Raw genomic sequence first — 23,684 nt, forward strand, 5'->3', positions numbered from 1 at the left:
GGCCCTCCCGTTGTCGATAGCAGAAAAAACTGCTTGCATAAGAGAATTCTGCATTCGTTACCAAGTGCTCTATGCCATTTGAGAATATAACTCTACGAGCCTTCGGGATACTTCATCCTCACTTGCATCCGGCCTTAGCCCCAACACCGCTAGCACTGCTGCGTCTAGTTGTTTGTGAGCCTGTACAAGACGGGTACGAAGAGGGAAAGTTTGGCGATCGTAGAGCTGGTCTAGGCTTTCCCCCGTATAACTATCCCTAGCTTTACGCACTTCCTTACCAGCTTCTATTACAGCAAGACGTTGATAATTTGATGTTGTCGGCAGCGGGAATGTGTTCCATACCAAGGTGCTTGCAAAACGACAATCGCTTTTAAGTCTTCCGCCCACAGTGTTTTGCCAATACATGAAGGCTGAAGAAGTTAAAACACTGAATGCATAGCCATCTGGATCGTCTAATACAAAGCATGCGTCGGTGGCAATTGCTCCATCAGTTATATAGGAAGCAGTGAAATAGTCCCTATTGCCTGAGAAATGACGAGGGATACAAACGTATTTAGTAGGTATGGGTCTAATTTCCCCAAACAATTGAGGCCGTGATGACAGTTTTCTAGTTGTCACCTTTTTACTCTTTAAACGAAATGCTCGTACCTCGCTTAGCCTTTCGATAAGTATTGGAGACGCGGTTAAATCGGATTCAGGGGCATCTACAAGCCATAAGCACCAACGCTTTTTATTACCAATGAGCTCTTTAGCCCCTAAGCACCGACGCACGTATTTTGAAGCAATGGGATCGGCCATTGCCTCCTTGTAGTCCGTTTCGGATTTTAATTGCAGGAAGCCTCCATCAGCTGGCTTGGAACCAATAGCTGCTGGAGCTAAAGGTCCTAACGGTATACGGCGTGGAGTGATAAAAAAAGTTGGGGCGGCAATTAGATAAGGATTGATATTATTCGTTGTTTCTATATCGGTATCAGTGAATAAGACGGCATCTCTTTTTGATCGATCCATGCCAATAATTACTACATGAACTTGAGCTTGTGAACGAGCTTCGCTAGTCCATTTAAATGTGGTCCAAGCGAACGAAATTCTCCAGCCCCTAGAGAAAAGAGGTTTGAAAAGCGCTGCCACTGGGGCACCCTGAGTAATGGAGTTGGTGGAAACAAAGACAAAGCTCCCCCCCCCCCGTTGCTTTAGAATCGTAATAGTCGGCTGCCTTTTTATACCAAGCTGTCACATAGTCTAGGTAACCGTTGTAATCATCGCCCCAGACTGTTTCCATGTCAGCTGTTTGAGTTTCCGTTTTTCCATCCTGTCCCACAAAAGGTGGATTGCCTAAGACGTAAGAACAATCATTAGCCTTAATAACTGCATTCCAGTCTAGTCTCAGTGCATTACCGCATGTGATACTTGGTATCGATGTGAGGGGAAGAAACTCGAGTTCGGATTTGATTATTTCTTGAGTGGCTTCCATCATCTGGGATTCGGCGATCCATAGGGCGGTCTTGGCAACAGAGACTGCAAAATCATTGATTTCGATACCGTGCATTTGATTGATGGAAACATGGATGGGGCTGAGGTTTTCTGTAAGTTCGAAGCCCATTTGCCCAAAACCTGCAAGGTTTTCAAGCAATCGATTCTCAAGGCGTCTAAGAGATAGATAGGTCTCTGTCAGAAAGTTGCCTGATCCACATGCGGGGTCAAGCACCTTGATGGATGCAAGTTTGTTTCTGAAAGCAAGGAGACGACGGTAACGTACTTTCTCCGTCTTGAACGCCTCGATCTCTTGCAACTCGGCTCGCAGAGCGTTTAGGAAGAGGGGGTCGATTACCTTATGAATGTTTTCCAAAGAGGTGTAATGCATGCCTCTCTCATGGCGCGTTTCGGGATTGAGGGTTGATTCGAAAACGGCACCGAAAATAGTGGGCGAGATGTCTGCCCAATTGAATTGACGAGATGCCTCTTGAAGCAAAATAAAACGAAGGTCCGTCGTGAATTGAGGAATGATGATGCTTTTGTCTGCGAACAGCCCACCATTAACATAGGGAAAAGCCGATAGCTGCTCACTGAGATAGGGATCGCGTTCTTCTTCCGGTGTGTCAAGCACCTCAAAAAGCCGTATAAGAGCAGATCGACAATCCTGTACATGATAGCTGTTTAGATAGTCATGAAACGCCAGGTGAGATTGCAGGAGACCGGCATCTTCGGCATAAAGTAGAAACACGAGTCTCACTATGAGGATGTTGAGAGACTCATGCTCTCGCGGGTCGGTGTCTAAGTGCAGGTATTGATCAGCAAAACCGTCATAGAGCCTGGCGACGATCTCTCCAGCTTCCACCGAGAGGCGTTTCTCTTTTTCAAGGCGGCTGTGTTCTTTGCTGGTAAATATATCGAAGAGTTGTAGATTGTCTGCCAACTCATCCAAGCTTACAGAGACATAGCTCTCCTCAGGATTCTCATCGTTTAAGTCATAGAAGCGGATTTCATCAAAGTTAGATGTAATGATCCAGCGAGGACTGATGGAGTGAGGCAGATTGTCGGCATACCATTTGCCTTGTTCGTAAGGAGTGACCATGCGGGGAAAATTGTGTTCAGTAAGACCCCGCTTTTCCTTTTTGTCGAGGTCAACCCCTCGGCTTTTCTGCTCGATCAGAATGCCTTTATCCTCGATGAAGGCATCGGCCTTGCGGCCGCGGATTTTTCTTTGAAAGTCAATAACCTTTGTAGGTTCGGGAACTTCTAATACCTCTTGCAGTAGTTCAATCCAAAAAGAGCGATCTTCCTGTTCTTCGGTTCCCGCCGCTTGTTTCCAGCGCTTGATGAATTTTTGCGCAGCTTGTTTCTGTCTGCTGGTAGCCACTAGTGCCTCCAAATAAAATGCTCCTAAATTAGAAGGGGCTGTGATCTTTTGGATCAAGATGACGTGCGAGCAGTATGCGACCAATGTCTTGTTAGATTCACTATAGGCGAGCTTTGACCGCATCCATCGCGAGATGATCCGCATTGAAATCTGCCACAGCAAAAAATAACCCAAAGTCATGGCAGCACCAGAATGCCCCAAAATACATGAACCGTTTTACGTCAGCTACAGATGCGATAGCTACGGTTGCGGAGGAGTGATGGTGACAATGAAATCTGGGTTTTTTTCGCTGAGAACCTGCTAGGCCCTACATTCTTACTCGACGAGACTTTTTGACAAGAATCCATGGCATTGATGACTCTGTAATGCGTTATAGGACAGGTGGATGGTGCTATCGGGATGGATGGTGCCTAAACTTCTATGCCGAAGGTGATTCTGGCTGGTGTCCTTTAAAAATTGAATCCATTACCTACTGCTCTTTTCCAGGCGATGAGTTGCCGTTTGAGAAGCTTGAGCAATATATAGTCTCTGACGTACTAACTTGTCGGGGCTATGGGGTTGACTTTGATTTGAGCCATAAAAACAAATCTTATTCATCAAAATCGAGTCATCGAGAGGGCGATCGAAGTTGGCATAAGCGCATTGGAGGAAATTCTTTGGTGTGGAGATAAGAAACTGCTGGAACAACTGAACGTTTTCGATCTACCTTATAAACTTAGTTATGATGCGAGCGACGACTGCTTCGCTGTTCTCTATGGAAATATGGGCACAAGGGGCTATGGCCTTTCAGAAAGACCAGCTTGCAAGCAGGTGTTTGGCCGTGAGCATGTATTTGGGAACCGGAGATAGGTTCAATGGGGGTAAGGCCCTCAAGCAATGCGTTGGAAGTCAGAGGATGTCGCAATCTAGATATGCATAAACTGAGGGAACAAAGTGCATAGTGCATCTTTCTTACTATTGCTTTAAGTTCATAAGCATCTTTTCTGAAGGCTCTTCTACATTCATAAATATATACAGTAGCCTTTGCGTAACTACAATTTGTGAAAGCGCAGCTCATTGCGCCTAACATTCCTTGCCATTGTAGCACTGAATTACTTTTTTGTGCACATATGGTGTAGGAGAATCGGAGGTTACGCCCCATGAAAAGAAAGCCCATTGTTTATATCTTGTTTGGGGTGCTTATTGCATCAATTACACTGCTCAGTGGAATCACGTCTGCAATTGCGAGACCATCCTCAACACCTAAACCGGTGGATGTGAATGTAGAGCGGTTCTCGTTTCAAAACTTAAATCATGAGGATACGGATCGCATCTACTATACAGATCGTTTCTATCTTGCGATGACCTGGGATGCTTCGGCTAGTGGAGATGGGCTTCATGAGGGCGATTACTTTGATATGGCCCTCCCCGATCAAATGGTGTTTCCCTCTGAAAGCACCGCCAGGGATTTCAACATCTACGGAGAAGATGGCACGACAGTGATTGCCAAAGCCCATGTAGAGCCGGGGGCCACTGGCGGAGGAACTGTGCGGGTCACCTTCACCAATTGGGTGGAGGGGCGAAGGAATGTGCGTGGATCGATCTATCTTGCAGCCCGTTTTGATATTACCAAGCTGAAGTTGGATGAGAAGAACACCATCCATGCCACGGTGGCCGGAAAGGTTATCGAAAAAAACATTGATGTTGCAGGCCCCCGAGATATTCAGAACGAAGTGCTTGCAAAATGGGGAAGCCCTGATGCAAACAACCCAGAGGCTCACTGGACTGTGCGCATCAACCACGATAAGCAAAACCTTACCGGTGCGAAGATCAGCGACCGCTTAAGCGGAGGTACCGGCTCTGAAAAGTACATAGCCGATAGCTTTATTCTTCGCAAGGTGGAGATGAATGCGAGAGGTCACGTCACCCGAGTATTGGAAACGGTTGACACTGCAGGGCGGCTCACCATCTCACCTGATGGGAGGTCCTATTCTGTGGATCTTGGTGACCTGAATGGTGACTCTTATCAACTTAATTACCGCACCACTTATACTCGCGGTACAGTACTGAGGAATGAAGTAAATCTTGCTTCTTCTGAAAAGAGCGATACCAGGAGCTCCACGGTGCGCACGGCAGATTCTGGAGGCCAGGGGCAAGGTGAGCTTGGTGGAAAGATTCGCATTATCAAGACCTCCTCAGAAGATGACTCATTGAGGCTTCCTGGCGCAGTCTTCGAGGTACAAAGGCCAGATGGCACTACTTTTGAACTAACTACTGGTGAAGATGGCACGATTGTCTCGGGAATTATTACTCCCGGCACGTACAAGGTAAGGGAGAAGTCGGCGCCGGTAGGCTATGAGAAAAGTGACAAGGTCTACGAGGTGCAGGTACAAGGCGAGGGGCTCGAGGCCTCGGTGACGGTGACAAACGATCCGGTGCGCACTGCGGTTTCTGTAACCAAGGTGTGGAAAGGACGAATCGCGGAATCGGTGACGATGCATCTCTATGCAGATGGCCAAGATACCGGCAAAACGCTGACGTTATCTGGAGTGAATGCCTGGAAAGGCAACTTTGGCGGGCTGAGGAAGTTTGCCGCAGATGGTCACGAGATTGCGTATACAGTGACCGAGGATCCTGTAGAGGGCTATGACTCAGAGATTGCCGGTGATGCCACTGAGGGATTTACGGTCACCAATACACTTCGAGAAGTGCCAAAGGAAGATCCTGAAAAGCCGGAGGATCCAAAGAAGCCCGATACGAAGGAGCTGGGATCAAAGAAGACTCCGCCGGTGCGTACTCGAGGCGTCCCGCTGAAGGCTGCGGCCATTCCTCGTACAGGAGATGAAGGCACACTGATGCCAGCTGTGCTTGTGGGGCTGGCAACGCTGGTAGTAGGTGCGTCGGCGGTAGTGATGGTCAGGCAAAAGTAGCGTTGGGTTTTGAGGAGAGAAGTCACAGAGAGTGGCTTCTCTCCTTTTATACGCCGTGTTGACACTACATTTTACGCCCTATTGGTACTACAAAATACGCCCTTGGGAGGGGTGTGGCATGGGTAGGATCCAAGGAAGTACGAAAGGATGTTATCCATGGGGAAATCGGCGATAGTCCGAGAGACACGTGAGTCCATAGGTCGAGATGCAGGTGCACTGCTGGAGGTAGTGGCCGATGCCGTGCTACTGGCGTCAACAATTCTTGTGGAAGGCGGCTGTGAGACTCAGCTGGCAGAAGATACCGCCAGTGCGATGGGGAGTTCTTATCAGCAGGTGGATGAGTGCACTGTCTTTGTAATGCTTACGGGAATCATGGTGAGCGTGGTGGCAAAGGGTGAGACGGTGACTCGGATTGCGCGGCTGGATGGGGTGTCCCATAACATTTGGGCGACCGATCGGGTGATTGCACTGGAGCAGCAGTGCGAGCAGGGGAAGTTGGAAGCCGGGGAGTTATTGACTAAGTTGCGGGAGGTGCGGGAAGGGCCGCGCTTCTCCCCCGCTGCGTTGGGGGCGGCCGCTGCGGTAGGCTCGGTGGGATTTGCGATTTTCTATGGAACGACCTCGCTGGATGCGCTGGCATGCGTGGCGATCATCGCATTTGTGACGCAGATTTCAGGGCATTATGCATCGAGGCTCCTCCTCAATTCTTCGCTGACGATTCTGGTGCAAGCGCTGTTAGCAACGGCTGCCTGCTGCCTTTGCCAGCGGCTATGGGCCCTGGGTATCGACAAGCTGTTGATTCCAGTGCTGATGCTGCTGGTGCCCGGCATGACGCTGGCGACGGGGATTTTGGATACGCTCTCGGGAAACTTTTTGTCTGCGACGGCTCGGTTTGGCAAGGCGCTGCTAGTGGGCATTGCCATTGCTATAGGGTCGGCTGTGGTGCTGCATTATACGGGGGTGCTTTCATGGTCCCTGTCATGATGGCGGCGGTGGGGGCATTTTTGGCCTCGGCTGCCTTTGGGCTGCTCTATAACGTGCGGGATTGGCGCCTGCTGCTGTGCGCCGGTTGTATTGGAGCTTTGGGCACGGCAGTGTACCAGAGCGTGGTGAATCAGGGGCTTGAAGAGCCTGCAGCCGCATTTTACGGCGCAGTAGCGTTTACCTGCGCCTCTTGGGTATGCGCACGGTTGGCGAGAGTGCCCATCACAACGTTTACCGCCCCAGCATTGATCCCGTTGGTGCCTGGCGGGGACGTGTACCGCATGATGGTGGCGCTGTTGCAAGGCAAGATGGACTCTGGGTTTGAGTGGGGGCTGCAGGCGCTGGCGGTAGCCGGCATGCTGATACTAGGCATGGTGCTGGTAAGCGCGGTGCCCTATGCGCTGACACAGGTGAAGACGCGGGCGAAGGATCGGCTGCGGTAGGGAGAGTGGCGCCGATGGGCTGCAGTGCATTAGGGTTTTAATTGGCTAGGTTATTGAGAGTATTTTGTCCCTCTGGAAATGTTCTACGTTAGTTGCACAGAGGGGTTGCTAACGCAGTCATCGTGTTGGTTTTATTAATGATGCATAAATGCAGCCCTTGCGTTTCTCCATGGAGCGATAAGCGGCGAGTCGCTTTGAGGCGTTGGACTAGCCTTGCGATGGTGGGTAGCATAGAAGCAGCGCATGACGTGGGATTACGCCGTGGGATAACGCTTGGGGGCCGGCATGCTTGTGACTAAAGATGACCTTGACTATGGGTCAAAGGTGCCGCTCTATAGGCAGCTGGCCGATGCCCTGAGCAAGGCGATTGAGGTTGGGCTGGCTGATGGAACGCTGCAGCCTGGCGATCCCCTACCTACTGAGATGGAGCTTTGTGAAGCGTTGGATTTGAGCCGCTCCACGGTGCGAAAAGCCTATAACGAGCTTATTGAGTGGAAAAGCGTGACTCGGCGGGCTGGTCAGGGAACGTTTGTAAAGAGACGCCGGATCCATCGAAGTTTTGAGGGCGCTCCGAGCTTTCATAGCGAGATGCGTGCTCTGGGCTATGAGCCTTCAAGCAAGATTCTTTCAATTAAAAAGGTGCGGCCTACCACGTTTCAGATGGCGGGATTGGGATTGTCGATACCTGAGCCTGTATGGGACATCGTGAGGGCAGATTATGCGGATGGTATTCCGCTGTGTGTCGCCAACGTGGCTGTGCCTGTGGAGCTGATGCCTGAGCTTGATAGCGAGACAGCAGGCAGGTCGTTCTACGAGATGTTCTCAGAGGCAATGGAAGATGCAGGCACATCACTGGAGCGGATTCATGAGGCTTACGGCGTTGCCTCTTTGCCAGAGTGGGTGGCTGAGGTATTGGGAATTGATGCCGGAGCGCCGTGCTTTAGGATTCAGCGGACTACCTATGATGCAGAAGGGCGTGCTTGGGAATCTGCCGTGAGGTATGAGACGGGTGAGAACACGCGCTTTGACATCGACATAAGGCCAGATGAAGTGAGCTATTCCCATAGGTATTAAGCGTCTCTTTGTAAGCCATTTGTATTTTGCTAGTCTTGTACTGATGCGGAGTTGTGTGGGGATCTTCATCCATACAAAGTGACAATATATCTGTGGCTTACCAGCATATATGGGCATTGTAGTGGGCGTTTTCGCTGCGAGAGCGATAGCGCAAAGAGATACAAATCTAAGCATACAATTTGTATGCTATTAGCCCTAGTATGGGGGGGCATCAAAAGTAATGACTCCAATAAAGGAGATGCCCCCATGATTGTTGATTCTTCCATCGCTTGCAGCCTTGGCATGTCCTCCCCTGTCGCTCTCGCCAAAGTGGTTCATAAAGCTGCTGGGCAAGGTGCCTCGGAAGTGTGCCTTGTTCGTCACGCCACCAGCTGCACCGCCGCAGGAGCCGGTGCCTTGGCGAAGGCCTCCGCTTATGCACCTGCAGGCATGAAAGTGACTCGGGGCATTATGGTGGATGCCCAGGCGCATAGGATCGCTGAAGCCCAAAGGGCCATCGATGAGGCTCACGAAGCCGATGTCATAATGCTTTACGCGGACAAGATAATGGATGAAGAGGTAGCTGGAAGCTTCACTGTTGAGCACGATGCGGCAGAGGCTCAACAGCGCTACTACATGGAGCTTTGCGCCGTGGTAGATAGGCTGGAAGGTTGGGATGCTCTGGCTCTGGTGGATCTGGTGCGCCGCTACACTGCGCTGGTGCCTTTTGAGCAGATCAAGCCCTTTGTGGTTCAGATCCTGAAGAGCCTCATCTCTCACAACTGCGCACTTGCCATTGACGGATCTTGCGTGCGCTCTGGTCTGACTCGCGATAAGGCACTCTATGACATTCTGGCTCTCTATCGTGAGCTAGGTGGCTCTTTCATTACCGTGGGCAGCCTGGCCACAGAATCCTGGATGATTGGCCGTGGTGTGGATGAACTTGAAGCAATGCTTCAGGAGCTGGGTTTTGAAGGCGTCTATAGCTATCACGAGCACAAGGCAGTGTTCCACGGGTTTGCCAACGGGGGAGCTGTAGCAATGGCAAGCTAAGCGACTGCGACCGCGCTTACCTATTGACCCTTAATGGGTGCAGGAATGGTTGGCTCCTGTGCAAAACGCACCGCCCTATTTGCCACTTGTGGTGAATAGGGCGGCTTTTGTATATCGCTCGTTTAAACTGGATGAACCCAATGAGAGGGGAATAATAAATGAATGTACCAAGTGAAGCCAAGATAGATAGCAACAGTACTTCCAGGGATCATAGGAGAGTAAAAGCAGATCGTTCGATAACCTTGGAATCACTTCTTGCCAATAATGCGCAAAACACTTCTGAGCCATGTGATCCATGGCTTCAAACAACCATGACAGATGTAGAGCGCAAGGTCTGGCAGGACTAATAATCAATAAGGCCTCGAATTTGGAGTCCGAGGCTTTATTGGCTACAGCGAATTGCTGATGGAAAGATTAAGCGAGCTTGCTACTCCCCTAGAGATTCGCTTCTTGGAGGAACTGCTCGAGGCGGGCGTTGAACTGCTGAGGGTACTGATTGGCCATGAGATGGCCGCTAAGCACCTCGGTGGGCGTGTTGGGGCATAGCTTGTTGAACCAGGGAACGGCGACGTCTGCCCAGTGCTCGGCGACGTACATGAGGGTGGGCAGGTTCTTATCGGCATCTTGGGCTTCAGGGCGATAGTCGGAGAGGATGGCGTCGCAGAAGAGCTCGTGGCAGGTGGCTCGGGTGCAGCCGGCGCCAAGGCCCATGAAGTAGTCGTACTGCGCTTGGGTGAGCGGACCTTGCCACATGACTTCGCGCAGGTATTCGTCCCAAAAGCCGGCGGCTGCCTCGTCGTTGGTGAGCACCTGGGTACCTACGGCGCGAAGTTCGTCGGGGGTGCCCTCGGTCCAAGCGGAAGGATCGCTGTTGAGCGGCAGCGGGCTCATGTCCACGGTCACCAGGCCAGCAAGGGCGTCCCATCCGGCTTGGCGCACAAAGCTCCAGGCCTCCAGATTTCCGCAGCTCCACCCCACCAGCACAGGCTTGTGAATGGACAGTTGGCGACAGAGCTCGATGAGGTCGGCGCCGTGGGCCATGTAGTTGTTGCCCGCGGGACAGGTGGTGGAGTCGCCCTGACCTCGGGGATCAACGAGGACTACACGGTAGCGATCCGAGAAGTGATCCAACTGGTGGCAGAAGACCGCGCCGGAGAAGGTGAGGCCGGGGATGAAGACCAGAGCCTGGGCATCTTTGGGGCCCGCGTCCCAAATGTTGAGGGAGACATTGGGGGCGACCTGGACTTTTGTGGGCGTGACGTCAGCAAACTTCATAGGTGCTCATAGGGGTCAACGGGGGCAGGGGTTAAGGATCGCTGGAAGGACGACGCAAAGATGAATGGGTCCCTTAAAGTATAGGAATCCGCCGCAGCTATGTCTGTAGCTTTGCTCCCAACGCCAGCAAGTCAAAGAGTCTCGCGGCCGCCTGGGCTAATGTGCGCTGGCTTTGGGCCAGCGCCTCATCTAGATCCATGACATCGCCCACGCAGGGCACGACCACCTGGATACCCGGAATCTCCGGTGCATCAATGGCAGCACTGCCCACGAGGGCCACACAAGGCACCCGGAGCGTCTGACATACCGCTCCAATGCCGGCGCACACCTTGCCATGAGAGGTCTGAGCATCCAGATGCCCCTCGCCCGTGACCACCAGGTCTGCGGTGGCTGCGATCTCTTCAAAACCCACGAGTTGCAACACCTGCTCTATGCCGCTTACCAGCTGGGCCCCGAGTCCTACCACACAGCCAAAGGCCAAGCCGCCGGCGGCACCAGCTCCGGGAAGCTCTCGGGCCTGCCGCCCTGCAGCCTCTTCAAGAGCGTCGGCATAGAATGCCATACCTCTCTCGAGGCGCTCCACCTCCGAGGGAGTTGCCCCTTTCTGAGGGCTAAATACTCGGGCACATCCCTGGAATCCCAGTAAAGGATTGTTTACATCACAGAGCACTTTTATGGGAGTATGAGCCAGTCGAGGATCGAGACCGGAGAGATCGATCCGAGCCACCTGCTCCAGGGAGCCACCGCCTCCCGGCAGTGAGACTCCTTCCTTATCGGCAAAGGTTACGCCCAGGGCACTCAAAAGCCCCATGCCCCCATCATTAGTAGCCGAGCCGCCCACGGCCAAGGTGATCGCGTTCGCTCCGGCGTCCAGAGCAGCCTGAATGAGCTGGCCGGTGCCGTAGGTGGAGGCAGAGAGGATATCTTGCCTGCCTTCTACCAGCGGCAATCCCGAGGCGGCTGCCATCTCGATGATTGCCTCTAGGGGCTGAGGCGAGCCCGGATCATGAGACTGGAGCGAAGCTGGATCATAAGGGAGCGCGACCTTGGGACGCACCAGGCCAAAGGTCGCAAGAAGAGGGTCTCCCAAAGGACCGGCGACTTCCACCGTGACTTTGCGGCCGGCTAGGGCGTCCACTAGCGCGTCAACAGTGCCTTCGCCGCCATCAGCCACAGGCAGCACTCGGCACACGCAGCCGGGAAATCGGGCCTGAGCCGCTTTCTTCAACTCCCTCGCCACTTGGGTAGAGGAAAATGTGCCCTTGAAAGAATCTGGACACAGCACAAACACGGGAGGTGGAGCCATGGCTTTCACCCGGCCTTCGAGGTTTTGGCAGCGAGCACATAGCTACAGCTTACCGTTTCTGAAGAAAGGCGTCCCCTCACTTCCCAAACAGAAAGCCCACGGGAGGAGTGCAATCCCGTGGGCTTTGGGTTTCTCGGCAAGGAATGCCAAGGGCTGCGGCTCAGCGAATGGTTATCGCTACCCATGTGCCGCTTTCGCCTTGCGCGCTGGCGAGGGCGCAGGAGCTAGACCTGGGCGTCGGCGATGATCTTTTCAAAGTCGTCCACCGTCATGGTGCCTTGGTCGCCCTCGGTGCGCTCGCGGACAGAGACGGTGCCCTCCTCCGCCTCTTTGTCGCCCACTACCAGCATGTAGGGCACCTTCTGCTCCTGAGCCTTGGCGATCTTGGCGCGCATGGGCTCGGAGTGGCTGTCTACCTCGATGCGGCCGCCTACCGCGCGCAGCTTCTTGGCGACGTCCTCGGCATAGTCTAAGTGGCGGTCGGCGATGGGGATTATCTCGGCTTGGACCGGAGCCAGCCAGAGAGGCAGGGCGCCGGCGTAGTTCTCGATGAGGATGCCCAAGAAGCGCTCGATGGAGCCAAAGATGGCCCGGTGGAGCATCCAAGGACGCTCGACGGTGTTGTCAGCCGTGCGATAGGTGAGATCAAAACGCTCAGGCAGATTGAAGTCCACCTGGATGGTGGAGCACTGCCAGGTGCGGCCGATGGAGTCCTTTACCTTGACGTCGATCTTGGGGCCGTAGAAGGCGCCGTCGCCCTCGTTGATGTCGTAGGGGACGCCGCGCTTCTCCAGGGCCTCCTTGAGGAAGGACTCGGCCTTGTCCCACATCTCGTCAGTGCCGATGGAGTGAGCTGGGCGCGTGGAGATCTCGCACTCATAGGGCAGGTCGAAGGTGCCCATGATTTGATCTACCAAGTCCATGATGGACTCCACCTCGTCTACCACCTGATCCTCGCGACAGAAGACGTGGGCATCGTCTTGGGTAAAGCCGCGGGCGCGGAACAGGCCGTTGACCGCGCCGGAGAGCTCGTGGCGATAGACTGTGCCAAACTCGAAGTAGCGCAGGGGCAGGTCGCGATAGCTGTGGAGGTTGGAGCGATAGAGCAGCACGTGGCCGGGGCAGTTCATGGGCTTCACGCCAAACTCGGACAGACGAGGATCGTCGTCGGTGCCCTCGTTGACGTTGAAGAAGTACATGTTCTCTTTATAGAAGTCATAGTGGCCCGAGGTCTTCCACACGCCGGACTTGTAGACATGCGGGGTGATGACCTCCTCGTAGCCACGACGATAGAGCTCTTTGCGCAGCCACTCCTGCATGGTGCGCACCACGCGGGCGCCCTTGGGGAAGAACAGGGGCAGGCCGGGGCCCACCTCGTCCAACGTTTCGAAGATGCCCAGCTTGGGACCCAGAATGCGGTGATCGCGCTTCTTGGCCTCCTCCATCATATGGTTGTAGTCCTTGAGCTCCTTCTTGGTAGCGAACTCGACGCCGTAGACGCGCTGGAGCATCTCGTTGTTGGCGTCACCGCGCCAATAGGCGCCAGCCACCTTTTGGAGCTCGAAGGAGTCGGCAGGGATCTTGCCCGCACTTGCTACATGCGGCCCGCGGCACAGCTCCATGTGGTCACCGTGGCGATAGATGGTGACATCCTCCTCGGCAGGGATATCGTCGAGGAGCTCGAGCTTCAAGGGCTGGTCGGCAAAGATCTCCTGGGCTTGATCGCGAGAGACCACCTCGCGCACGAAGGGCTTATCCTCGCGGATAATGGCGCGCATCCGCTCCTCGATACGCTCAAAGTCGTTGGAAGAGATTTGATCAGGCGTCTGGAAGTCGTAGTAAAAACCATTCTCAACGTCAGGGCCAATGCCTAGGGCGACGTTGGAGAAGAGCTCGCTCACGGCCTCAGCCATGATGTGAGCGCAGGAATGACGAAGAATTGGCAGGACATCTGGGCTCTTGAGCGTGAGAATCTCTACCTGGTCGCCATCACGAAGGGGGCAGGCCAGATCCACCGGGACGCCGTTGACCTTAGCGGCCAGCGCAGCCTTTGCCAGACCGGCGCCAATGGAGGCAGCCAGATCTTGCGCGGCGGCGCCAACGGGCAACTCACGAGCGGAGCCGTCGGGCAGCTGTACAGAAATCTGATTGGACATGGGTACTTCTCCCTTAATCTCTCGGCCTCACAATGGCCGTTGGACGACGAAATAGGGCTTGCGCAGGCATACGTTGCCCCAAGCCCTGAGAAGACGGCGCTCACCGAACGGCTGCCTGTGCAGCCCTGCCGGGGCGCCTAGATAGTTTGAGTGAGCGTGAGCGAATGCACGCAGGCGACCACCAACCTGTGGCCCAGGTGCTTGTTCATGCCTTGCTGCATCGCTAACAACCCTCCCTGAAATGCCAGCCCTCTGCCGGCTCCCAGTCATGGTACCCCTCTTGGAAAAAGGATGTCGCGCTAAACCGCTTTTGTATTTGTGTGCCGAGGGGATGCGGGGTTTTGGCGCGGAGTACGGGGAGTTGATGCGGGATGCACAGGGAGTAGATGCGCACGCTTCATCGCGGGATTCGCATATGGCGGCGCAGTTGCATGCCCGAGCGCTCCAGTCTCGTATTTCGCAGCCTATGTGTGCTGGGGTTTTACAAAACCCCAGCTCACCAGCTGGCCGATATACGGGTTCGGAATCATTTCGCATGCATACGAAGCACGAAATGCGAATTGAGACCCACCGCACGTGCATATGGAGTGCGAGCTGCAAGCGCCAGACCTCCCCTGCACTCTCCAAGCAATCTGAAAATCCTCGCCACTCGCAATATGCCCTACCAACCCGCAATAAAAAAGCGACAGGACAGCCTAAACTGTCCTGCCGCCACACCTCACGCCTTTAAGCTGTGAGATCAAATCTAGGCAACGTGTATGAGCATGATGACGCAGAGGAATACCAACGCCACTACAAAGAAGCCCACTGCAATGAGCATGAGGATGCGAGCAGCGGTAAGCGCGCCGGCCACGCGGTCGTGAACATGGCTGGCTTCCTCGTAACGCTCCTGCTCGGCGGCGCAAATGCGCTTGGCCAGCTCCATCTTGGTCTTCACTGGGGCAGATATAGAAGTGGAAAAGAGATCGGCCGGCACACCCTTGACCATCCGGGCCGATCCTGCGCCAGCAGTCACTGCCAGCAAAAACGCTACCAACAGTGGTACCAAAACGCCGGTAAAGAGAGCCGTCATAAGCACGGCTTCCCAACCGGGAGCCAGAATGAGAATGGTGGGGACAACAACCGCAAGTGCCACAATGGCAAGTACCGCAATACCAATGAGCAGACGGCTGGAGTAGGAAGCAATAGAGCGGCCACGCTGGTTCTCTGTGTCTACCGAGCGCACCGCAGTATCGATCAGGTAGGCAGCCAGCTCGTTCTCTAGTTCCTGAGGAGTGGTCTGAGCAGGTGGCAATACCTCCTCCACGGTGGCCATCTCCAGATCGTCATCCTGCGCCAATGTGTCATCAGAGGATTTCACCGGCGTAGCTCTCACCTTCTCAAGCTCTTCCTGAACACGACGCCCCACCTCATTGGGGTCGAGACGCTTATTATGTTTGTCTTGCTTGGCCATAGGGGCCTCCTTCGAATAAATCGTTCGAAGGGTTCCTACCCCCTTATTCAACTAAAGGCGCCACCGTCCACGTCCCACATCAATAACCATAGTTAAATGAAGGGACCAGCGGATGCAGTTGGAAGTCTCAAGCGCAATGAAGCGGTGGGGTGTAATGGAGCGACCATCAAGAAGCTCCAAGACTCTCGAGTCCTGAGACCGCTCCTAAGTCTTCCGAGCCCCAGATCATCCTCGGGTTCCCCGCTCATCGCGTTCCCAACACTTGCACTGCGCGCTAAACGCTGTCTTTCTCAGGAAAGCTGGGACAAAGGTCAGAGATAAAGCACTCGGAGCAGCGCGGCTTTTTGGCGCGGCAGAACTCTCGGCCAAAGTGGACCCACTGGTGGTTTATATAGAGCCATTGTTCCTGAGGATAAAGGCGCAAAAGAGCATCCTCGACCTTCTCGGGAGTCTTGGCAGCGGGGCCGCAGAACTTCAAGCGATGGGCGATTCTAAAGACGTGGGTATCCACCGCGATGCCTTGGGGATCGCGAAAGGCCTCGCACATCACACAGTTGGCCGTCTTTCTCCCCACCCCGGGAAGACGTTGGAGCTCGTCGATGTCGTGGGGCACGGAACCCCCATACTCTGCCACGCTCATCTGGGCCAAACCCTTGAGCTTGGTGGCCTTGGCGTGATAAAAGCCCAAAGGTCGGATGATCTCTTCTATCTCCTCTAGGGAAGCGGCTGCAAGATCTGCAGGCGTAGGAAAGCGCTCCCAGAGCGATGGGGTCACTTTGTTAACCGCTGCATCGGTGCACTGGGCCGAGAGCACTACAGACACCGTCAGCCTGAAGGGATCGTCGTAGTCTAGCGAGCAGGCGCCCTCTCCGTAATAGTCAAACATGCGATCCTCAATCTGGGCTGCACGCTGGCGTTTTTGGGCCATAAGTTCACGAGGCATAAAGAGCTCCTCTCTATGAAAAAGGCCCACTGCCAATGAGCGGGCCCTGCAAATACCGATTGTGGCCAGGCTGCTACTCGAGCTGCTTCTTGGCCAAGCCGTTACTGGATGCGAGTGCGGCAGTAGGGGCATACCTTCCAGTCTGCATTGAGCGGGCGATGGCAGGTGGGACATACGTTGCGCACCTGGGTGTTGCAGATGGGGCACACAATGAAGTCGCGATCGATGGGCGTACCGCACTTGGGGCAGATGCCGTAGTGAGACAGCTGATGCTCACGAAGCGCGATATCCAGGTCTTGCTCCTCGCGATCCACCAGGTAGGAGCTGGGACGCAAGATCACATAGGCCAGAAGGCCCACGATGGGCACCACCGAGATAATGGCCCACAGCCACCAAGGCTCCGCCCCACGACGCTGAGCATCGCGAATCACGTAGACGATGGAGAGCATATAGAGCATTACCACGCACGCCAGCATGAGGTAAAGCACCATGCGCACCTCAGGCGTAATAAGTTGATCCAGCAATTCTCGCATGAACTGGCTCCTTTTAGTCCAATTAGAGCGCGAAGGTAGGCAGGCGCACCGCCAAGTATCATATCCCGACAGATAGCCATCGCTGCCCATTGTACCGAAAGCCTCAGGTCCTCAGGCCATCGTCACCGTCATTCCACGGCCGCCGCAGTGACGATTTAGTAAGTTTCCCTTCAGCTGCCGAGAAGCCCTTCCCCCGCCACCTGATCGCCCCTCACGCCAAGGCGTGTCCGAGCGCACGCAAGCGTGCGCTCGGACACGCTTCGAAGCTCCCTTTTCATTTCCTGCCGAGAAGTGCCGCCACCTCTCCTGCCAGCGTAATGGAGCCCGTGGCCACCAAAGCAGTCCCCCGGGTAGCTTCAAGCGCCTGGGCCACTGAGGAATAGACCCCTGCCACAGGAGCGCCTGCTTCCAAGAAGAGGTCTGCCAGCTTTGAAGCTTCCAGCGCGCGAGGAGATGAGGTCTGGCATACATAGACCTGAGGAAATTCTGACCCTAAAAGACGGGCGATCCCGGAGCAGTCCTTATCGGCAAGGACGGCACAGAGAAGTGCGGGGCGATCCTCCACCTGAGGCGCCAAACGGCGCAGCCCGTCAAGGAAGACGGCTATGGATTGGGGGTTATGTGCCGCATCGACCAGCAGCAGAGGATCGCTTCTAAGCACATCGAAGCGACCAGGCGTGGGGCAGCGGGCCACAGAAGCTGCTAGGCCCTCGGGGCGGAGGGGGCGGCCCAGGTAGTTTTCTGCCACAAGGGCGGCGCAGGCGATGTTTTGTGCCTGGTAGTAAGGTTTTTGAGCGGCCAGGTCGCGGTAGGTAGACCGAGGAGTCACCAGGTCGAATACCAGCGCGTCGGCCAAAGATGCGGGCTCCTGACGGATCGTGAAGTAGCCCTTGGGAAGCGCGGCCTCTTGTGGGAGCAAGGCTTTCTCAAGGCGCACAGCCTCGTTGGGAAGCGAGGGCTGGTCGGAAGGCGTTGCGGAAGGCGTTGACGCCTCAGGGAGCGCAACGGCTTCAAGACAGGCTGACTGATCGGGTTGTTGGCCCGTCTCTACAAAACGGTCCCAGGCATCCGAGGTCAGCTGGCGTACCAGCTGAGGAACAACCCCCTGCTCCTTGCAGCGGCCCAAAAGCACCTGGGCCACCTCGGGCGTTTGGGTGCCCGTGCCAAGGACACAGGACTGGCCGGCCTTGATGATGGCGGCCTTCTCGGCAGCAATTTGGCCCAGGGTATCTCCCAGGATATGGGTGTGATCCAGTCCGATGCCGGTCACGGCACTCACTTGAGGATGGGTGGCCGTGGTGGCATCCCAGCGGCCGCCAAGACCCACCTCAAGCACTGCCACATCTATCTCTGCCAGGGCAAAGGCCACACAGGCGGCAACGGTAAGGGTATCGAACTCAGTGACGTCGTAGGGTCGAAGATCCCGGATGATGCGGCGACTGTTGACGCGCCTGCCCGCCTCGACGGCGGCAGCGATGGAGAGGCCAAAGGCATCGGGAACGATGGGAGCGCCGTCAACCTCCATGCGTTCGGTGTAGGACACAAGCTCAGGCGAGGTGTAAAGGCCGCAGCGCAGCCCCTCTCCCCCTAGAACAGCAGCAGTGTAGCGCGACGTTGAGGTCTTGCCGTTGGTGCCGGCGATCTGGACGATGTCAAAGTAGGCGTCGGGGCGGCCAAGCTCATCCAACATTTCCTCAACGGTCTCCAGCATGGGGCAAATACCCAGTCGCAGAATGTGGGCCAGATGGTCCAGTGCTTCGGAGTAGCTCATGGGCACAAAGTCGAAGGGGATGCGATAGGGATAGCTCAAAGTGCCTACATGAGTCATGAATGCTCCTTTTGACGCCAGCCGCACAGATCGGGCGAAGCGCTGATGATTCTGTGTAAAGGAATATCGGTAGTCTCTAGGGTATTTGATAAGGCTACCTGTTGGCATTTATAGCCAATACCCAGTGTTGTGACCGTTGGATTAAGCGTGGCTAGGAAGCGATCGTAATAGCCGCCTCCATAGCCTAGCCGGCCCATAGTCTGAGGATCTAGCCCCACTGCCGGCACGATGACCAGAAGCGTTGCAGGATCGAGTGCCACAGGGTCTACCAAAAGGCACTGGGAGGGATTTGGCTCTCCCATTCCAAAGGGGTGAGGGATGAGACGAGAGCGCCAACCGGGTTCTATCTGATACCACTTAAGCATTTTGTCCGAGGTACAGGCTGGCAATAGCACCTGTTTGCCTAATTCCAAGGCTTTATTGAGCAACTGGTTGCATGATATCTCCGAACCCATGGCCGCATAACCGCAGACAGTCGCGGCCCTTTCCCACTGGGGCCATCTCTGCACCCGCTCATTGACGAAGTGCTCCTCGGCGGCGCGCTCGGCTGCAGATAGAGCGTTGCGCCTAGCCAAAAGCTCCGAGCGTAGCATAGCTTTCTTTGCAGCGCGCCACTCGCTTGTTGGAAGGTCCGAAGCCTCAGATCTATGTGGAAAATTCGCAAAAGATGTCATGACACAGATGATAGGACGCCCGCGGCCAAGAGTCGACAGTACAAGCTCACAGTCCTCAACCCTTTGCATCTGCCGATAAGAAATAAGCCCCAACGCCTGGGCGCTAGGGCTTATCGGCAGCTAATGATGGCAGTAATTACACAAGCGCCATCGCCAGGCACAGCAAGAATAAGGGGCGGCGCAACCACCCTCTCTAGGGGTTGTGCGCTACTCCTCTACGCCATCCAGGCGCTTGTAGAGAGTGATGAACTCAGTGGCCATGATGCGCACGGTCTCGGTGCCTGCCATCTGATCCTCAGCATGCAGGAGGATGAGGGGGGCGTCGGGCTCGCGCTCGCCGGCGGCGTCGGCCTGGAGCAGTTTGAGGTGTACGTCGTGGCCCTCGGCGAAGGCCTTGTCGCCCTCAGCTATGAGATTGGCGGCCTCTTCAAAGTTTCCCTCGCGCGCCTTGGTCATAGCGTTCACAAAGCAGGACTTGGCGGTGCCTACATAGCTGATGATCTCGAAGCAAGTGAGTTGAAGCTCATTCATATCTTCCATGGTGCAGCAGATCTCCTCATCGGGTTGCAACGGGACGGATATAAAACGCAGGGATAGCTCCTAGATCTCGGCCAGGGCAGCATCCAGGATCTTGGGGGCGTTCATGCGACCGTAGTCCACCATCGCGATGACCTCGACGGGCTTGGCGCCATCCACGGCCTTCTCGAAGTCGCCCTTGGCATAGCCAATCTGGGGGCCCAAAAGCAGGATGTCGGCGGAGTCGATGTTCTCCATGGCCTCGGCCATGGGACGGGCCTCGATCTCGACGTCCAGGCCGCGATTCTTGGCCTCAGCTTGCATCTTCTGCACGAGTAGAGAGGTGGACATACCGGCGTTGCACACAAGCATGATCTTCTTCATTGAGGTCTCCTTAGGGATGGGAGGCATCCGCCTCCGGGTCTTGGGCCAAGGCCTGGGCTCGCAAGCCTTGGGATGTGCCTTGTTTGCGGTGCACGGGGCTCACGACGCGCAAGTCCTGAGCACCCTGATTTTTCTGGGGGTCACAAAGCTTTTTCTAAAATGCCTGAACAACCTCGCAATTAAAAGTACTCCTAGAGAGCCGCTCGCAAGGCGACTCCCCTAGGGGAAACGGCGACCGGACACCGTTTCCCCTTCCCTAGGTGCACGGGGTGGGAGGCGTGCTACAGAGGTTCCGGGCGAACCTTTAAAAATGCCGCAGGAAAACTCAGGGTAGTGCGTTGAGCAACAACTCTTAAGCAGCGTCCTGCATCTCCATCTGCTTGGCAGTGGCGCGCTCGGAGATGTGCATGAAGGGAAGCCACACTGCCATGCCGATGGCGATCTCGATGACCTGCCACACGCCGGCACGCCAGTCAAAGCCGGTGGAGAAGAGGGCGGAGAGCACGGGAGGCGTGGTCCAGGGAGCCTGCACGACGCAGGGGGCGATCCAGCCGATGCAGGTGAGGCCGTAGGTGGCGGCGATGAAGATATCGGGCAGGATGACGAAGGGCACCATCAGCGGGATGTTGTAGACGATGGGATAACCGTAGATAACAGGCTCGTTGATGTTAAAGAGGCCAGGCAGGATGGAGAGCTTGGCAATGACGCGGGAGGCCTTGTTCTTGGAGAACAGGAAGGTGTCCAGAAGAAGCATGAAGGTGCAACCGGAGCCGCCGATCAAGGCGAAGGAGTTGACGATCTGCATGTTCATGTAATGGTCGGCAGGGATGACCTGGCCAGCTTGATACATGGCCATGTTCTCGACGATGAGGACGGTCAAGATGGGCTCGGCGAGCACGCCGGAGATGGTGGACTGGTGGATGCCGAGGCAGAAGAGCAGGTTGGCGACGGTGTAGATGACGATGACGGCTAGAGGGCCTGCGTTCATGACGCCCTTCAGAGGAGCGGCGACGCACTCGGAGATGAGGGTCATGAGGTTGGTGTTGAAGATACCGTTGAGCAGGGCAGCCACAAGACCAAAGATGGAGAGGCTCAAAAGCAGGGGGATGAGCACGTTGAAGGACTTGCCCACCGCGGGAGGAATGCCCTCGCCCAGGTTGATCTTGAGCTTCTCGACGCTGGAGATCTTGATGAAGACGGTGGTGGCCACAAGACCCACGATGATGGCGGCGAACAGGCCGTTAGCACCGGTGTTGCTGGTGGAGATCATGCCGGAGACGCTGGTCTCGAAGGTGGTGTCCTCAGCCATGTTGAGGGTGGCGGCGAGGTCTGCAGCCTCGAGGGTCTCGACCCCTGCGGCCACCTCACCGGAGCTGGTGGCATAGGTCAGGTTGGCCACGGTGGTGGTCACCGTTTGCGGAAACATGATAACTAAGCAGCAGATAGACACTACCAAGCAGGCGATGGCGTTGCCAAAGCGCTTGTTGTTGGCCAGGCAGTAGCCAATGGTGCCGCACAGAAGGATGGCGGCGAAGCTCAAGGTACCTTGGGTGATGGCGTTTCCCCAATATTGAGCAGCCGCCAACTCGGCAGAGCCGTCAGCTAAAAAGAGGGGGAAGACCACGTTGTTAATTAATACTGCAATGCCAGCAAAATATAGATTGGCATGATGGTGGCGAAGCCGTCGCGCAAAGAGCGCAGATGCACTTGGTTGCCCACCTTGGCAGATACCTCGGCAAATTTATCGAGGAATGACTGCCCGCTTTCGTTAGCCATGGATTCTCCTTCTCTCTACGTTTTAAAAACCCAACCTTTGGTCCGGGTGTTGCCAAAGGCCTAAGAGCCAAACTGTGATGTGCTACGAAATCACGTGAGTGGTTGCTACCTCGTGGAGCCAGGCGGCAGACTTCTTGGGAACTCGCTGGTAGCCTTCCATAAGGTCTACCTCGATGAAGCCATAGCGGTTTTTGAAGGCGTTGTTCCAGGACCAGTTGTCGATGGCGCCCCAGTAGTGATAGCCCACGCAATGAGCGCCGTCTTCGATGGCTTTGGCGATCCAGGTGAGGTGCTGGCGCACAAAGTCGATGCGGTAGTCATCCTGGATTTGGCCGGCCTCATCGCGATTCTTGTACTCACCCTCGATGCCCATGCCGTTCTCAGAGACAAACCACTCCAGGTCCGGGTAATCGCGGGCAGCGGTCATGCCAAAGTCGTAGATGCCCTTGGGGTAGACTTCCCAGCCGCGGCTCTCATTCATGACGGCGTCAGGCCAGACATACTTGTCTGCAAAGACCGGACAACCAGCCTCGTCTACGTCGCGGGAAGGCGCCTGCACGCGAGTAGGCTGATAGTAGTTGCAGCCCAGCCAGTCCACCGTGCCGCGGGCCAAGATCTCATCATCGCCCGGGCGAATGGGGAGCACGCAGCCGCGCTCAGCCAGAGTCTCTACCACGTCTTGGGGAAGCTGGCCCTTGGTTACCAGGTCGAGCCACCAACGATTGTTGATGCCGTCGATCATGCGCACCGCCTCGAGGTCTGCCTCAGAGGGGTTCTCCTTGGTATAGGGAGGCATGAAAGCGTTGATAAGGCCGATTCGAGCATCAGGAAGCATGAGACCAGCAGATTGTGCCTCGCGGAAGACCTGCACGCCTTTGGCATGGGCAATGGAGATGTTGTATTGGACGGTGCGGGCGCGATTGAAGTTCTTGATGAAGGGCCACCAGTTGCCCTCCTGGTAGCGTTGCTCAGGCTCTACCGTAGGCTCATTGAAGGTGAACCAGCAGCGGACCTCCTGGCCAAACTCGGCGAAGGCCTTGCGCGCATAGTTCTCGTAAGCATCCACCACCTCGCGGTTCTCCCAGCCGCCGCGACGGAACAGGTAAGTGGGCATATCAAAGTGGTAGAGGTTTACGAACATCTCGATACCAGCGGCTTTGGCGGCGGCAAATAGACGGTGGTACCACTCGGCGCCCGCAGGATTGATCTCGCCGTTCTCATCTAAGAAGCGGCTCCATTGGATGGAGGTGCGCACCGAGTCGAGCCCCAGTGTCTCTTTATAGAGCTTGAGATCGCCCTCATACATGGTCATGAAATCATTGCCCACGTACGAGCCCACCTTGTTGTAAAAGTCATCGATGTTCTCGATGGACCAGGTGTCCCAGAGATTCTCCAATTTGCCGTCTTCGGCCCATCGACCCTCAGTTTGAGGGCCCGAAAAAGCGGCACCCAAAAAGAAGTCTTGAGGCAGGGTGGGGTTGCTCATGCGTACTCCTTGGCGTTGGTAAGGCAGGCTCGCGATACTGCACCCGAGGCAAGCA

General features: G+C 55.4%; 20 protein-coding genes. 5 read left to right on the top strand and 15 right to left on the bottom strand.

Annotated features, from left to right (window positions below; translation table 11 throughout):
* Positions 1–69: 69 nt before the first annotated feature.
* Both OR601_RS05920 and OR601_RS05925 read right to left on the bottom strand, forming a co-directional pair.
* The gene (locus OR601_RS05920) at positions 70–1,128 is read right to left on the bottom strand and encodes a type IIL restriction-modification enzyme MmeI (RefSeq protein ID WP_265591335.1); all 1,059 of its coding nucleotides are present in this window, start codon (positions 1,126–1,128) and stop codon (positions 70–72) included.
* On the bottom strand, positions 1,097–3,037 hold the full coding sequence (locus tag OR601_RS05925; RefSeq protein ID WP_265591336.1) for a DNA methyltransferase: 1,941 nt from the start codon (positions 3,035–3,037) through the stop codon (positions 1,097–1,099). Before OR601_RS05925 ends, OR601_RS05920 begins: the two co-directional genes overlap by 32 nt.
* Before the next feature lie 959 nt (positions 3,038–3,996).
* Here OR601_RS05925 and OR601_RS05930 point away from each other — a divergent pair.
* From OR601_RS05930 to OR601_RS05950, 5 genes are all read left to right on the top strand, one after another.
* Positions 3,997–5,766, top strand: coding sequence for an Ig-like domain-containing protein (locus OR601_RS05930; protein ID WP_265591337.1), 1,770 nt, complete (start codon positions 3,997–3,999; stop codon positions 5,764–5,766).
* Positions 5,767–5,922: 156 nt separating this feature from the next.
* Positions 5,923–6,750 (top strand): threonine/serine exporter family protein, encoded by an 828-nt coding sequence (locus OR601_RS05935; RefSeq protein WP_265591338.1) that lies wholly within the window; start codon positions 5,923–5,925, stop codon positions 6,748–6,750.
* Complete coding sequence (locus OR601_RS05940; RefSeq protein WP_265591339.1) at positions 6,735–7,193, top strand: threonine/serine exporter family protein; 459 nt, start codon at positions 6,735–6,737, stop codon at positions 7,191–7,193. Before OR601_RS05935 ends, OR601_RS05940 begins: the two co-directional genes overlap by 16 nt.
* Positions 7,194–7,466: 273 nt before the next feature.
* On the top strand, positions 7,467–8,267 hold the full coding sequence (locus tag OR601_RS05945; protein WP_136013067.1) for a GntR family transcriptional regulator: 801 nt from the start codon (positions 7,467–7,469) through the stop codon (positions 8,265–8,267).
* A 246-nt stretch (positions 8,268–8,513) separates the two neighbouring features.
* Positions 8,514–9,299 carry a PHP domain-containing protein gene (locus OR601_RS05950; RefSeq protein WP_265591340.1) on the top strand — a complete coding sequence of 262 codons (786 nt, stop codon included), beginning with the start codon at positions 8,514–8,516 and terminating at the stop codon, positions 9,297–9,299.
* Positions 9,300–9,734: 435 nt separating this feature from the next.
* On the opposite strand, the gene OR601_RS05955 is transcribed toward OR601_RS05950, so the two are convergent.
* From OR601_RS05955 to OR601_RS06015, 13 genes are all read right to left on the bottom strand, one after another.
* On the bottom strand, positions 9,735–10,574 hold the full coding sequence (locus OR601_RS05955) for an alpha/beta fold hydrolase (RefSeq protein ID WP_265591341.1): 840 nt from the start codon (positions 10,572–10,574) through the stop codon (positions 9,735–9,737).
* Between the two features lie 97 nt (positions 10,575–10,671).
* Complete coding sequence (locus OR601_RS05960; RefSeq protein WP_265591342.1) at positions 10,672–11,880, bottom strand: glycerate kinase family protein; 1,209 nt, start codon at positions 11,878–11,880, stop codon at positions 10,672–10,674.
* 224 nt (positions 11,881–12,104) lie between these two features.
* The gene (gene thrS / locus OR601_RS05965) at positions 12,105–14,036 is read right to left on the bottom strand and encodes a threonine--tRNA ligase (protein ID WP_265591343.1); all 1,932 of its coding nucleotides are present in this window, start codon (positions 14,034–14,036) and stop codon (positions 12,105–12,107) included.
* Between the two features lie 745 nt (positions 14,037–14,781).
* Positions 14,782–15,489, bottom strand: coding sequence for a hypothetical protein (locus OR601_RS05970; RefSeq protein ID WP_265591344.1), 708 nt, complete (start codon positions 15,487–15,489; stop codon positions 14,782–14,784).
* Positions 15,490–15,763: 274 nt separating this feature from the next.
* Positions 15,764–16,432, bottom strand: coding sequence for an endonuclease III (gene nth / locus OR601_RS05975; protein WP_136013061.1), 669 nt, complete (start codon positions 16,430–16,432; stop codon positions 15,764–15,766).
* A 101-nt stretch (positions 16,433–16,533) separates the two neighbouring features.
* On the bottom strand, positions 16,534–16,965 hold the full coding sequence (locus OR601_RS05980; RefSeq protein WP_136013060.1) for a zinc ribbon domain-containing protein: 432 nt from the start codon (positions 16,963–16,965) through the stop codon (positions 16,534–16,536).
* Between the two features lie 274 nt (positions 16,966–17,239).
* Positions 17,240–18,793, bottom strand: a complete 1,554-nt coding sequence (locus OR601_RS05985) for a bifunctional folylpolyglutamate synthase/dihydrofolate synthase (protein WP_265591345.1) — start codon at positions 18,791–18,793, stop codon at positions 17,240–17,242.
* Complete coding sequence (locus tag OR601_RS05990; RefSeq protein ID WP_265591346.1) at positions 18,790–19,386, bottom strand: 5-formyltetrahydrofolate cyclo-ligase; 597 nt, start codon at positions 19,384–19,386, stop codon at positions 18,790–18,792. Before OR601_RS05990 ends, OR601_RS05985 begins: the two co-directional genes overlap by 4 nt.
* A gap of 288 nt (positions 19,387–19,674) precedes the next feature.
* Positions 19,675–20,007, bottom strand: a complete 333-nt coding sequence (locus OR601_RS05995) for a PTS sugar transporter subunit IIA (RefSeq protein ID WP_265591347.1) — start codon at positions 20,005–20,007, stop codon at positions 19,675–19,677.
* Between the two features lie 60 nt (positions 20,008–20,067).
* A complete protein-coding gene (locus tag OR601_RS06000; protein WP_136013057.1) occupies positions 20,068–20,367 on the bottom strand; it encodes a PTS sugar transporter subunit IIB in 300 nt (99 codons plus the stop codon).
* A 352-nt stretch (positions 20,368–20,719) separates the two neighbouring features.
* Entirely contained in the window at positions 20,720–21,991 is a 1,272-nt protein-coding gene (locus tag OR601_RS06005; protein WP_265591348.1) for a PTS sugar transporter subunit IIC, read from the bottom strand.
* 8 nt (positions 21,992–21,999) lie between these two features.
* Complete coding sequence (locus OR601_RS06010) at positions 22,000–22,143, bottom strand: hypothetical protein (protein WP_265591349.1); 144 nt, start codon at positions 22,141–22,143, stop codon at positions 22,000–22,002.
* Positions 22,144–22,225: 82 nt separating this feature from the next.
* Positions 22,226–23,629: a glycoside hydrolase family 1 protein gene (locus tag OR601_RS06015; protein WP_265591350.1), complete on the bottom strand. Its 1,404-nt coding sequence runs from the start codon at positions 23,627–23,629 to the stop codon at positions 22,226–22,228.
* Positions 23,630–23,684: the final 55 nt, after the last annotated feature.

Source organism: Leptogranulimonas caecicola (assembly GCF_023168405.1).
GTDB classification, from domain to species: domain Bacteria; phylum Actinomycetota; class Coriobacteriia; order Coriobacteriales; family Atopobiaceae; genus Leptogranulimonas; species Leptogranulimonas caecicola.